The organism is Photobacterium malacitanum (genome assembly GCF_900185615.1).
Lineage (GTDB): Bacteria > Pseudomonadota > Gammaproteobacteria > Enterobacterales > Vibrionaceae > Photobacterium > Photobacterium malacitanum.
Window position 1 is genome coordinate 19420 of sequence record NZ_FYAK01000011.1, and the last position, 13707, is coordinate 33126.

13 protein-coding genes are annotated in these 13707 nt (G+C 36.0%); 5 read left to right on the forward strand and 8 right to left on the reverse strand.

What is annotated here, in order from left to right; genetic code table 11:
• Nucleotides 1–437: 437 nt before the first annotated feature.
• Both PMAL9190_RS16740 and PMAL9190_RS16745 read left to right on the forward strand, forming a co-directional pair.
• On the forward strand, nucleotides 438–773 hold the full coding sequence (locus PMAL9190_RS16740) for a PBPRA1643 family SWIM/SEC-C metal-binding motif protein (protein WP_087846212.1): 336 nt from the start codon (nucleotides 438–440) through the stop codon (nucleotides 771–773).
• Nucleotides 774–897: 124 nt separating this feature from the next.
• On the forward strand, nucleotides 898–1365 hold the full coding sequence (locus tag PMAL9190_RS16745) for an RNA methyltransferase (RefSeq protein ID WP_087846161.1): 468 nt from the start codon (nucleotides 898–900) through the stop codon (nucleotides 1363–1365).
• A 54-nt stretch (nucleotides 1366–1419) separates the two neighbouring features.
• On the opposite strand, the gene PMAL9190_RS16750 is transcribed toward PMAL9190_RS16745, so the two are convergent.
• Together PMAL9190_RS16750 and PMAL9190_RS16755 are read right to left on the reverse strand one after the other, a co-directional pair.
• On the reverse strand, nucleotides 1420–3561 hold the full coding sequence (locus PMAL9190_RS16750; protein WP_235004377.1) for a GGDEF domain-containing protein: 2142 nt from the start codon (nucleotides 3559–3561) through the stop codon (nucleotides 1420–1422).
• On the reverse strand, nucleotides 3561–4757 hold the full coding sequence (locus PMAL9190_RS16755; RefSeq protein WP_235004378.1) for a sugar ABC transporter substrate-binding protein: 1197 nt from the start codon (nucleotides 4755–4757) through the stop codon (nucleotides 3561–3563). Before PMAL9190_RS16755 ends, PMAL9190_RS16750 begins: the two co-directional genes overlap by 1 nt.
• 252 nt (nucleotides 4758–5009) lie before the next feature.
• Between PMAL9190_RS16755 and PMAL9190_RS16760 the strand changes: the two genes are divergently transcribed.
• Entirely contained in the window at nucleotides 5010–5573 is a 564-nt protein-coding gene (locus PMAL9190_RS16760; RefSeq protein WP_087846162.1) for a C40 family peptidase, read from the forward strand.
• 23 nt (nucleotides 5574–5596) lie between these two features.
• On the opposite strand, the gene PMAL9190_RS16765 is transcribed toward PMAL9190_RS16760, so the two are convergent.
• The 6 genes from PMAL9190_RS16765 to PMAL9190_RS16790 form a co-directional block, all read right to left on the reverse strand.
• Entirely contained in the window at nucleotides 5597–6391 is a 795-nt protein-coding gene (locus PMAL9190_RS16765) for an ATP adenylyltransferase family protein (RefSeq protein WP_087846163.1), read from the reverse strand.
• Between the two features lie 399 nt (nucleotides 6392–6790).
• The gene (locus tag PMAL9190_RS16770) at nucleotides 6791–7948 is read right to left on the reverse strand and encodes an amino acid permease (protein ID WP_087846164.1); all 1158 of its coding nucleotides are present in this window, start codon (nucleotides 7946–7948) and stop codon (nucleotides 6791–6793) included.
• Between the two features lie 446 nt (nucleotides 7949–8394).
• Nucleotides 8395–8781 carry a DUF805 domain-containing protein gene (locus PMAL9190_RS16775; protein WP_087846165.1) on the reverse strand — a complete coding sequence of 129 codons (387 nt, stop codon included), beginning with the start codon at nucleotides 8779–8781 and terminating at the stop codon, nucleotides 8395–8397.
• Nucleotides 8782–8799: 18 nt separating this feature from the next.
• A complete protein-coding gene (locus tag PMAL9190_RS16780; RefSeq protein WP_087846166.1) occupies nucleotides 8800–9075 on the reverse strand; it encodes a hypothetical protein in 276 nt (91 codons plus the stop codon).
• 96 nt (nucleotides 9076–9171) lie between these two features.
• Nucleotides 9172–10401 carry a NupC/NupG family nucleoside CNT transporter gene (locus PMAL9190_RS16785; protein ID WP_370738782.1) on the reverse strand — a complete coding sequence of 410 codons (1230 nt, stop codon included), beginning with the start codon at nucleotides 10399–10401 and terminating at the stop codon, nucleotides 9172–9174.
• 257 nt (nucleotides 10402–10658) lie between these two features.
• The gene (locus PMAL9190_RS16790; RefSeq protein ID WP_087846167.1) at nucleotides 10659–11573 is read right to left on the reverse strand and encodes a LysR family transcriptional regulator; all 915 of its coding nucleotides are present in this window, start codon (nucleotides 11571–11573) and stop codon (nucleotides 10659–10661) included.
• Nucleotides 11574–11876: 303 nt separating this feature from the next.
• Between PMAL9190_RS16790 and PMAL9190_RS16795 the strand changes: the two genes are divergently transcribed.
• Nucleotides 11877–12698, forward strand: coding sequence for a phosphate ABC transporter substrate-binding protein (locus PMAL9190_RS16795; protein ID WP_087846168.1), 822 nt, complete (start codon nucleotides 11877–11879; stop codon nucleotides 12696–12698).
• A 92-nt stretch (nucleotides 12699–12790) separates the two neighbouring features.
• Nucleotides 12791–13702, forward strand: coding sequence for a phosphate ABC transporter permease subunit PstC (pstC, locus tag PMAL9190_RS16800; protein ID WP_087846169.1), 912 nt, complete (start codon nucleotides 12791–12793; stop codon nucleotides 13700–13702).
• The last annotated feature ends 5 nt before the right edge of the window (nucleotides 13703–13707 follow it).

Below are 13707 nucleotides of genomic sequence, written 5' to 3' on the forward strand. Positions count from 1 at the left end.
ATCGCTAATACATTAACATATCAGACAATTTGCTACTGTTTACCCTTCTTTATACTGTGTATGTTAACAATTATTGACCTCGGTGCTAGACGAAAAAACCTATTAGTCCAATAGGTTTTTTCATCAATGTATCCCTTTTAGCCATTTAGTACCATTTTATAGCCTCGATTAATGCGACTTTAGTGTGAATATAAAATCCATCCAATGCAATCGATTACTTGAATAGAAACCACAAATTAAACCTCATTTGCTATATTTTTAAGCATATTGGCTACTTCTTTTTATACGTTAGTATCAGCGCAACGCTTGATAAGCAACACAATGGCGGTTATTATGCCCGCAATTTCAGCCACCTTTATTTTGGTGGCTTTTTCGTTATGAAAGCACACTCATTCAACAATGATGGCGCTAATACTCCACTGCAAACAGGTTATCCCATGTCTAAATTTTTCTATAAAGGCCGCATCGAAAAAAAACCAAAACACAGCAGTTGTGGCTACAACACAAAGCGTGAAAATAAGCTTGGCACGGAAACTAACCCACTCACCTTGGTTGTGAACACAGAGGAACGTCAACAGCAATTAGAAGCACAACTGGCTGAAGAACAACTATTTGCAACAATAACGGTAGATGCTAATGCAGAAGAAGATATTACCGAGCTAACTGCAACATTAAATAAGCCCGTCACTACAGTGTTTAATAAAACACCTAATCGTAATGACCCTTGCTCATGTGGTAGCGGTAACAAATACAAAAAATGCTGCGGTAAATAATTTGCCTAACAATAAAACAGGAACATAGGTTCCTGTTTTAATCTCTCCTAAATCAGTATACCGATGGTAAAAATATCATTCTTAGGTATAAAATCCTGCCTAAATTTCAAAAGTAGATACAGATATGAGCAAGAAAAGTCAGGGATACGCGTGCGTAGGCCTTTTTAACCCTAAAACACCTGAAAATGTCGGATCTGTTATGCGTGCAGCAGGCTGTTACGGTGTTAACTCTGTCTTTTACACTGGCACTCGCTACGATCATGCAGCACAGTTTTGCACCGACACCAAAAATGCAACCCTCGATATTCCTTTAATTGGTGTTGAAGATCTAAAAGCAATCATTCCTGTTGGTTGTGTTCCTGTTGCTGTTGATCTGATTGATGATGCCAAACCATTACCTGAATATAAGCACCCTAAACGAGCTTTCTATATATTTGGTCCTGAAGACGGCACACTAAAAAAAGATATCACTGATTTTTGTCGCGAAACAATTTATGTTCCAACCAAAGGTAGTATGAATTTAGCTGCGGCAGTCAATGTAATTTTATATGACCGTTTAGCAAAGGGTGATAATTTTTCTAATCATAAATAACCCTGATTTAAAAAAACCACTGCACCTTTATCTGATAGTGCAGTGGTTATATTGTTAGCGTTGAATACCACGCTGTTTGTAAAATCTTCTTTTATCTTTATACATTGCTTTATCTGCAATTGAACAAAGTTGATCAGTCGAATTAATTTCGCTACTCGCATACCCCATCGCAAAATGTACTTCAACAGATTGACCACTAGGTAAACTCGCATAATGCGTGTTTTCGCGAACTGCTTCTAATCGCTGCCATAAAACAGCGCAACTATCACCATCACCAGCTTCAAGAATAATAGCAAACTCATCCCCGCCCAAACGGTAAACCTTATCTGTTAAGCGACACGCTTCAACCAAAAGCTTGCTGGTTTGAATTAATAAAGCATCACCCATGCTATGACCATAATTATCATTGGCACGCTTTAGCCCATTCACATCGAGCATAAATAACCCAAAATGACGCTCAGGATAACGATAAGATAGTTGGATATGTTCTTCTAAATCGTGATCAAATGCTTTTCTATTTGCAATCCCTGTTAATGAATCCGTCACCGCAATACGTGCTAATTCACTATTAAGTAAACGACCTTCTAATTCAGTAGATAACTGGCGAATAAATAATGAAATAACTTCAAAATCATCACGCTGAAGTTTTTCATATTGCATAACAATCATACCAACAACTTCATTGTGACTATTTTTTATCTTAAAACAATGTAAATATTCATCATCCTTAGGTAAGCAATAATAATCACTATAATGTGACTCTGGTTGTATATTATTGTTCTCTAAATAATCGTTATCAATATTCTCACATGCCCACGCACCATTATTATACGTGTAGGCTTTCATTGCCCATCCAGCGGTAGGATATAAAGCAACGACTTGAGTCATTACAATTTCAATAATATTATTATTTGCTTGTAAATCATGACTAAATGATAATAACGACTGCAACATTGAACGTCGATTTTCTTCTCTCATTAAAGAAAAACTTAATGCTAATGTCTTCTCTTCAACTTTTCTTTCTAATTCATCATTAAAATCGACTAATTGTAAGTTCGCTTGTTCTTTTTCTTTGTAAGCAATATTTAACTCTGTGTTCTTAGTTGCTAAATCAGACACTTGTGCTTGAATCGTTGTTGCCATATTACGAATAAGTTTATCAACCATAAAAAATTCAGCAAAACGAAGATCACGATTTGAACGTTGGTATTCACCTTGGGAATAAGCACGTACAGTAGCCATCAATCCCCCTAGTGGTCTAGCAATCCAACGATATGTCATTCCAGCACTAAAAAATGCCAATAAAATAATCACCGAACCAAATAAAGAAATATATTTCAATGAGTTAATATATGGATTTTTACTTATATATTTATCCATATAAACGACCATTGTATATTCAATCGGTTCAGATATATATTTATTTTCTAATTTTACTGTTATTGTTTTCTGTATTGTCGGTGTATTTTCGGCTATACCACCTTGCGATATTATAATATTGCTCATATCAGCCATATTTTTCATATCACCAATTTGATTATTTTTTAATATTACTCTCTCGCCATCTTTTAAATATGGTTTCAATACTTTTTCAATATTTTCAATTGGTACAACAAGAATCAAATAACCTAATGGTAAATGTTTTAATTCATCCGTCATAGAACGAAAAATAGGCACACCAACAACAACACCACGTCGAGTTGGATTATATTTGTTCGGCATTAGTTTTTCATCGTTATAATAAAAAACCCATTGCTTTAATCGTTCTTTTCCTTTCGTTGACAATCTATAGTTAAGTGCCTTTTTTAATTGTAAAAATGAATTTAAGCCAGGAATACCATTATAACTTTCAATTTCATTCCATTGGTCATCAACTAAATAAGCCGCTTTTGTTAATGGCGTATTTTTCACTAATGTTCCCAATGAATTAATAACATGCCCTGCAAGAAAATAGTTGTTTATTGCCTGTACAAATAACCTATCGCGTGACAATACGTCTAAACTTGTTGATAGTAATGAAAAACGATAATCAAATTCTTGTCCAATAGTGGTAGCAAGTCGATCTAACATATCAATACGATAATTTGCTTCAACATCTGACTGTTGTTTTAAAAGTAATCCGCCGACAATTGCGGCAGGTACAACAGAAATAATTAGCATTAATAATGCTAATGATGACTTTAACCGTAATTTCATCAATTCTCATCCAATTGATTCATTTGCTCTATTGCCATTTTTTGCATATGTTGTGCTGAATATTCCGCAGTAGCGCCCGCTTGATAGCGTTGGAATCCAATAGCCATCGCTTGCCATGCAATTGACATGTTTAGCGATGAAGACATTGGCGTTGTTAGTGCCATCTGGCGAAACAGAATCTTATGATCTCCAGACGCATTTTGTTTAAGCTGTTTATAATAAGCCATAGATACAGGCAATAGATCAGTTTTTTCATACACTAATTGCTGACTACTTGGTTGCTGAACAAACTCAGAAAACGCTTTAATCAACTGCTGTTTTTGTTTTGAATGGCGCTCATAATTTGGAATTGCCAATACAAATGTACTAGACATAGGGTGCATCCTATGCCCATGAATCTTAGGTAATACAGCCACACCTAAATCATCACCTAACACATTCTTTAAATCACGGTATGCCCAATCACCATTGATGGCATAAGCACTCTTTCCTTCGACAAAATCGTCTTGAGAACATCGATAGTCACACTCTGGATTAACAATGTTTTGTTGCGCTAAAAAGCGATAATATTTTAATGCGTTAATCATCGCTGGAGTATTTAGCGTGATCTTTCCATCTTCAATAGGCTTACCATTAAAAGCTGATAAAAATGGCATCAAATAATACATATCATTATAATTCCATCCCATTGGCATTATATTTTTGGCTAAAAAAGTTTTTTTCTGTAAAAGAATATCGTCAAAATCTGTCGCTGGATGCGATACATATTTTTTATTGTAATACAATAATAAAAAATTACCTTGAATGAGAGGAACTCCCCAACATTTTGATTTTGATTTTACTGTTGAGCGAACCATTTGATTCAGCTTCTCTTTATACCAATCATCAGGGATAGGCCATAAGTTCATCATTTTATGAAGACCTAAAAAATCAGAGGGTATAACAACTAAATCAGGAAAAACATTATCTTGTGCACTTAATATAATTTCGGCTTTTATTTCAGATGGATCCAATTGCACAATTGAGATTTTAGCATCATGCTTTTCCTGAAATTTATTTGACATTGCTGCTAAAAATTCATGATTTTGATGAGACGACCAAATGGTTAATGTTTCTGATGCCTGTACTGATTGAGAAAATAATAAAATGAAGAACAAAAAAGAAAAATGAATATTGTTTAATAAATTATTGAACATTATTTTAATAAAACCCCAAAATATTTTGTATGACATATTAGAGCTAATAATAATAACTAACTAAAAACTTATATAGGCTCTATTAAACAATAAAAAACTGATATGAACTAGCAAAAAGTATAGACTATCTGCATAATAAAAATTTAAATTGATAACAATCAAAAAATACATTGTTTTTTTGTATCTATTGCACGGTAAGTATAAGTTATTATTATCTTCTTCCCCTATTAACATAAGAAAGAATAAACCATAATGAATATCAATCTATCATTGAAGCATATTTTACCGTTATCACTCTTACTTCTCATAACTTGTGTAACCAAAGCTAATGCATCACCACAACACACAAGTACATTAAAAATCTTAGATAATAATGTTGGCCAACAACCGCGCAAAGTTACAATAGAACAACAAATGATTAATTTTGCGAGAGAAAACATTGGTATACCTTATGTTTGGGGAGGAACATCACCAAACGGATTTGATTGTTCAGGATTTATTAAATATGTCTATAATCATTTTAATATATCTATTCCACGAACAACTGCGGCATACACACAATTGTTTAAGCATTCAATACCATTAAAAGATGCAAAAGTTGGTGATCTGATCGTTTTTACAGGAACTAACTTAAAAATTAGAAGGCCTGGCCATGCGGGGATTATTACTGAAGTAAAACCAGGGATAGTTAAATTTATCCATAGTTCATCATCTAAAAAGCATTTTGGCGTCACTGAAACGAGTTATTATCAAAGTGGTTATCCAAAGCGCTATTTAGCCGTTATACGAATGCCAAATCCTACAATAAAGGAGTAAAAATACTCCTATTTATTGTTTATTTATGGTGCGACACATTCGGTAAGTAACCGTAAGCACCCATAATCAATTAGCCAATCATGCTGTTGTTGATCTTTTACTAAAAAACAACCTGAATAATTTAATGCATTAGCAAAAACATCACCAATATGATTTGTACATCGAGGGATCACCAACATCCAATTTTGAGTTAACAAAATATTGTATGGTAAACACTCGATCGGTTCATTGATCTTTAGACTGGCTTTTTTAGGCGTTAAGCCCAAATCATGCATTGCAGCTAAATAGCAAAAATAGGCTTTCTCACTATTAATCCGATCAAAAGTAAATAATTTATGCCTAAAAGGTAGCTTACCTGACAAAATCAAACTTTCTAATGGTACTGTCGTTTTCATCAGTTGCATATGTCGATGAGGCTGACTTGCGCCTGCTTCTGCAGCTGAATTAAAAAAACCTAATACGTCTTGATAACTAACGCCTTGGATCCAAGCTGAAAAATCTTGTAAATCAAGTAAAGACGACTGGCTTACAAATTCTTTACTGCAAATCAGTAAATGTGGCTTACTGACTGGATATTTATTTAATAAACACACATGTTCGTCACCCACTGTATCGACAAACATTCGTTCTTCATAAGGCAAAAAAGGGTTAGGTTGTGTCTGTCCTTGCTGTATTTTTTTATTAAAATTGTCATTCATAACCTTAATAAAAAAATCAACGCCTTGCTCAGAAACAACTGAGTTCATTGTCGAAATTGGCAGCAATACTTGTGCTTCACTTGCCTTTTTAGCAACGGTTAACGCTTTATCCCATAACATCAACTAATACCTGCAACCATTCTAATCACTAGAAAATAAAACAACACCAATCTCTCACCTAATAAAAAAAACGTATTATTAGATCCCGAAATTATAATTTGTAATGAAAAGTTTACACTTTTAATGAAAAATTACTCTTGCTAAAAACAGTGTGAATATAGCTCTCATTAGTGAAAGTTTGTATTATCAGCCAATAAATTCTACCGTTTACTTACGTTGTTAATTCGTACTCCAAAGTAGATTATAGACTTTAATTATTAAACTTTATATTGGTCATATAAAGTGCTCCAACAGGGTACTACAGATCGGTCAATCTGCTACCCTGCTCTCTTTTAGATACGCTTCATTTTAAGCAAAACGCCCATCAATAATGAGCGTTTAACTAAGTATGACAGACTGTTAAATGAGTTGTGCACCAATTAAGAAGCAACCAAAGAACAGACTCATTAGCATTGCGCCAGAACCTCCTGCCACTTGATAATCATCTGATGCTGTTTGAGCTGATTTTCTTATATTTCGAATCATTAACATTGGTATAAATACCGCAATAAATACTAAAATCAATCCAGCATAACTTAAAACAGACAAGAATTGATTAGCGGCAAATATTGCGCCTAATAATGGCAAAATAAATGTTAATATATAAGTAACCAAACGATTTTTCCTAAATAAATCAATATTCTGGTCAAACAATGACATCGCCACTCCCAAGAATGACGTTAACAGTGCTAAGCCAGTGAAAATAGATAAAATAATGTGAATACCTACAAAACGAGAACTGAGCGCATCAATAAGTACTGAAACATTATCAAACTTAATTAATTGCTCAGCAGATAAACTTCCCACTACTGCGTATAACCACAGCAAATAACAGCCCAAAGGAATCAAAGATCCTAATAAAACCATATTCCTCAACTGCTTATGTGTTGCTTTTTTATTATAAGATACAAGAGAAGGTATAACAGGAAAGAAACCAAAGCTAGTAAACAATACAGCGCTAGTTTTAATTAAATCAACATTATTAGTATTGCTTGCTTCAAAGAAGTGATTAAAACTCATACCTGGAATTAATGCAGCTAACGTAATAATCAATACAGCAATCATGATGATAAATAGCACACGGTTAAGTTTATCAACCACCCCCGTTCCAGCAGCAACAATACATCCTGCTAATACCGTGAAAATGATTTGACTATGCAGTGTCGATAATTCAAAACCAAACCCTGCCACCAATTTTTGTAATAAATCACCAGCACCAATAATGTAAGCCATTAGCAGGCAAACCAATAAAGCATACAACAAGCCATTAGTAATCAGTTGCCCACCTTTACCTAGCGTTTTGCGTGCAATGGTATTCATACCTAAGCCACCGCCAACTTTAATACTTGCTTCTAATAATAATAAAGCTGCATATGTTGTCCCACTCCAAATAAACAGCATCAATAATGAGCCAGAAAGTAAACCAAACTGAGCTAATACCATAGGTATAGCAAGCATTCCTGCGCCTAAAGCCGTGCCCGCAATAATTAGCGAACTACCAAGTAATTTAGTATTCATATTTCCATTTCTTCTTATTTGTTAGATACAGCTATCCATATACCTCAACTGAGATACATGACTAATAACAGATGATTTTTAGTCGATAAGAGTTGCGGTTACAGTGAACCGTTACTAAATCGGAAACTAAAATAACAAGCAGAAGAAAAACTCACCTTACGTACCTTATGAATCATACAGGCATACAGTATTGATGATGAGGGGGGGCTATAGTGTTTATTTTGAGGGTAATGCGTCATTATCGTACTCCTAAACGATGAATCTCGGTCTATTAGCAATATTCGGTCAAAATATAATTTCTGTTTCGGTCAAAACAGAATAGTCAGCTAATAACAGCATACTAAAGCACATTGTTCAGGAATGGAATGAATGATTATGTTTCTATCCTACAAAAAACCCAATCCTAAGATTGGGCTATCTTTATATGGTCGATAAGACAACAAAAATCAGACACTGAGTGTTGTATTATCATTCTCTTTAGGGCTATTACCAAAGCGGTTATTTCCTTCTGTGCTATTTTGCAACATGAAGTAAAGCAACACCAAAATACCTACAATAGGAATTAGCATAATCAAAGCCCACCATCCGGTACGATCTTGATCATGCAAACGTCGAACAATTACAGCAACTGTCGGTAAAAATGCAAAAACCGCATATATGGCAGCTAGCACACCATAGCCTTCAACCACAGTTGGTAGGTGCAATGTTGTATCAACTAAGCCACATACCATACTAAGGAATGCGTTAATTAATGTAAAAAACCAAAACTCTTTTCTGCGTGAACGCCCTTGAAATTGAGCATATTTACGAAGAACAGCAAAATACCAATTCATTATATTTCCTTATAAATATTAATAACGCTTAATGCGGACAACTTTCATTATTTCAAATTCTAAGCCTGCCACTGTAATTGAATCAGCATAATAGGTCATATTTACTTTTGCGCCAACAAGGGTTCGATACCTTGATTTACGCTTAAACTTAAAAGGCACGTTATAACCATCAACCATCAATGAATGCTGTATCCACTCACCATCATCTCGTTGCGTATGAGAATTCACTGTTAGCCCTTCACTGTGAATTAATTGCGCGTGTTTTGCGATGAGTTTGTCACTATCAGACTTCATTGATCATCTTCCTACTGTTGATGCTTTATTTCGAATACAAAAACAGAGAGCTAAGCCCTCTGTTTATTCTAATCTTTCAGCATCAATATAGCATTATTAAACCGGAAGAAATAAACCCGCTAAAGTCGCACTCATTAAATTAGCTAACGTTGCCGCAAAAATAGCTTTCATTCCTAAACGAGCAATCTCAGGACGACGTTGAGGCACAATACCACCTAACCCCCCCATTAACATTGCGATCGATGTTAAGTTAGCAAAACCACATAGTGCAAATGTTACGATTGCCTGCGAATGTTCACTCAATTTAGCAATCGTTTCTGGTTTCATTAACTCTGCAAATGCAATAAATTCATTTACCGCTATTTTAGTGCCAATTAAGCTAGCTGCAGTGGTTGCTTCTGACCAAGGTACACCAATTAACCATGCCACTGGCGCAAATATATAACCAAAAATCATATTAAGACTCAGGCCATTAATTCCCACCCAATGGCCAATATGCCCTAGCCCACCATTTACCATTGCAATTAAACTGATCACGGCTAACAAACTTGCGCCTACAGCCATAGCAATTTGTAGGCCACTTAACGCACCACGAGATGCCGCATCGACTAAGTTAACAGGTTCATCTTCTTCGCCGTCATCTTCTTCTTCCATGCTATGTACACCTTCAGTTTGTGGCACGATCAATTTTGCCATCATCAATCCTGCAGGTGCAGACATAAAGCTAGCGGCAATAAGATATTTTAACTGCACCCCAAGACCGGCATACCCCACCATAGTGCCACCAGCAACAGAGGCTAATCCACCAACCATTACTGCAAATAATTCTGAACGAGTCATACGGGCTAAAAATGGACGAACAACCAATGGAGCTTCCACGGATCCAACAAAAATATTTGCCGTAGCTGACATAGATTCAGTGCGTGTAGTGCCTAATAGACGTTGTAATAAGCCACCGATACCACGGATAACCCATTTCATAATACCTACATAATATAATACGGAAATTAATGCCGAAAAGAAGACAATAGAAGGTAAGACATTAACCGCAAAAATAAAGCCCAATTTAAATTGTGCTAATTGACCAAACAAAAATGATGTACCTTCGCGACCATAATCAATCACGCCAGATACTGCACCAGAAACACTATTTAATACCACTCGGCCAACGGGCACATAAAGAATAAAAGCGGCAAACACAACTTGAATGCAAAAAGCTCCTAAAACACTGCGCCAATTAACTGCTGAGCGGTTTTCTGAAAATAAAAAACCGACTGCAAAAATAGTAATAATACCGAGCATGCCAACAAGATAATGCAAAGTCATTCCCCAATGTTTGGTGTAGTAAACGATTGCGGAAAGAGTGTATTCATAAAAAAAAGTGTGACAAGGATCAAATTGTTATTGCAAGCAACAGTAACTTAACAAATTAAGCTTAAATTGCATTATTTTTAGGCTAAGCAAACGAAAATCATCAGATTAGTTCCTATAGGGGATACTATTACCTCTAATAATTACAATTTGAAACATTAACGCCCCTGTTTTAGCCAACCGTTTGCGTGAAGTTGCTGTTTTTTGCATCATCACCATTTACACAAAATATTGCCCGCATCTATATGCCTACGAATAAATTCTATAAATAGATTCACTTTATTAGGCAAAAATTTATGTCTTGGATATACAGCATATAACGGCATATGCTGGGTCAATTGCCAATCCGGCATTAATCGAATCAACTTTCCTTGACGGATCTCATCCGTTAATAAATATGTTGCCAAATAACCAATACCATTACCTGAAATTGTTGCGTCTCGAATAGCATCAGCAGAATCGACACGGTAATTCCCTGTCACTTTAATGCTCTGATTATTATTTTGCTGACTAAAACTCCAAACATTATCTTTGCGTTCACGGCTAAAATAAATAATACAATTATGGTCAACTAAATCACTCGGCTGATAAGGTACACCATGTACGGCTAAATATTCTGGACTGGCCACTAAAACAAAATCACAATTACTCAAATGACGAGCCACAAAACCTTCCGGTGGTGAATCCATAAAGCCAATCCAAAGATCAAGTTGTTCTGCAATCAAATCAACACGGTGATCAAACAAACTTAACTCTAAATCTAATAGTGGATGTTGTTCATGAAACTCATTGATATACGGTGCCACATGATGAGAAGCAAAAGATTGTGCTATACCCACTCGCAATAAACCCTGTGAGTTATCTTCATTTCCTAATAATTCACTTTCAGCTTCATTGATTTCTTGCACTACTTTTTCACAGTGCTTAGCAAACAGACGTCCGGCCTCTGTTAATGCAAATGATCGGGTTGTCCGTTGTACTAATTGCACACCAAGTCGCTGTTCTAACTGTTGTGTGAGTTTACTTACTTGAGTACGTGATATATCAAGTAATTGTGCGGCTTTAGTAAAGCTTTGTTGTTTAGTTAGTGCATTAAAAACAATCATTTGTTGTGCTTTTTTTAACATCGACAACCTATTTATTTTAAGAAAAAGCCATGACAATCCAAACCGCTCAATTCGGTGTCATCGTAATATGGTTTATTGTTGACAGTATATGACATCCAATTATGTGATTGAATATTGATTGTGTTAACGATGCTTAATCCCCTGCAAATAAAAGAATCTTTCAATACATACTCATTAAGCATTTATTACAGCATTCATAGAGTGTTCAAACTTCTGAAACATTACTGTCACATAACTTTTTTAATCTTTGTCGTGTTCATTCAAACCTATTGGCATTTTGCCCAACAAGAAAGGATTAGGAAAATGAAAACAAAGATTATCGGCGCAGTTGTTGTTGCAAGTTCACTTGTTGCTAGTTCTGCAGCATTCGCTGGCGAGACTATCTCTGTTGTAGGTTCTAGCTCTGTTTCTCCGCTCATGGAAGTATTGGGTGAAACTTATGCAAAATCTAACGATGTAAAGGTAGAAGTTCAAGGACCAGGATCATCAGCAGGTATTCGTGTTGCTCACGATGGTTCTGCAGACCTTGGAATGTCATCTCGTAACTTAAAAACATCAGAAGAATCACCTCAAATAAAAGAAATCGTTATTGCACGTGATGGTATTGCCGTTGTTGTGAATAACAATAACCCTGTCACTGATTTAACCAAAGAACAAATCACTGAAATCTATAAAGGTAATGTAACTAACTGGAAACAAGTCGGTGGTGAAGATAAACCGATTGTTGTCGCAACACGAGATACAGCGTCAGGCACGCGTGGCGCATTTGAAGACATCATGTCGTTAAAGAAAAAGATTAACGGTATCAAAGTATCAGCGATTTCCCAAAAAGCACAAGTAGCTAGTGGTAATGGGCAGTTAAAAACCACCGTCGCTAATAACCCTTTTGCTATCGGTTATATTTCACTAGGCTCGGTTGATAATACCGTTAAACCACTGACTATTGATGGACATAAACCATCTGTCGCAGCAATTAAAGCTGGTGATTATAGTGTTCAACGCCCATTTATCGTGGTTTATAAAGAAGGTCGCCCATCAAAAGAAGCATTGGAATTCCTAACATGGATCCAATCACCAACAGCGCAAAAAATTGTTGCAGATAAAGGTTTCATCTCAGTTAACTAATTTTTATTTTAGCGCTCAACTTAATCTGAGTTGAGCGTTTTTGACTTCTCAGAAATAGGCTGCTCATTGGTAGCCTTTCTGGAGTGTAGGTTATGACCATCGCGAATATTGAAAAATCAACTAAGAATATGCCATCGTTAAAGTCGAAAAAACGTATCGACTGGCGCGAAATGTTCTTTAAATACCTCTTTATGCTCAGTGCAGCTATCGGTATCTTGTCACTTATTACTATTGGCTACTTTATTTTCCGTGAAGGCTATGCAGCTTTTGCTTACTCAGGTGTTGCAGGTATTGTCCTTGGCACCGATTGGTTACCACCAGCGCTCTATGGTATTGCACCTATGATTGTCGCTTCACTTGTTTCAACAGCAGGTGCAGTAATGATTGGAGTACCTATTGGCGTATTGACCGCCATTTTTATTGCAGAAGTTGCACCAAGACCACTGGCCAGCTTTATTCGCCCAATGATTGAGCTATTAGCAGGTATTCCATCTGTTGTTTATGGCTTTTTTGGGCTGGTTATTATTGTACCGCTGATTCAAGAAATCTTTAACGTACCAGCAGGCAATACAATCTTAGCGGGAATCATCGTACTTGCGGTGATGATTCTACCAACCGTTATTACCATTTCTGAAACATCAATTCGTGCGGTACCTCGAGCTTATAAAGAAGGTTCGTTAGCGCTTGGCGCATCACCGATGTTTACTATTTTTAAACTTATCGTTCCCGCAGCGCGATCTGGCATTATGACAGGCGTGATTTTAGGCGTAGCACGCGCACTTGGCGAAACAATGGCAATCATTATGGTTATGGGTAACTCTCCTGCAATGCCTGAAGGATTACTTGAATCAGCACGAACGCTAACAGCAAATATTGCGATTGAAATGTCTTACGCCACCGGTATTCATGCTAGCGCACTGTATGCTACAGGTATTGTGCTATTAGTGTTTATCATGACACTCAACGGCATCCTTCTTTATCTAAATCGTGAGCGAGCGAGGTAATTTAC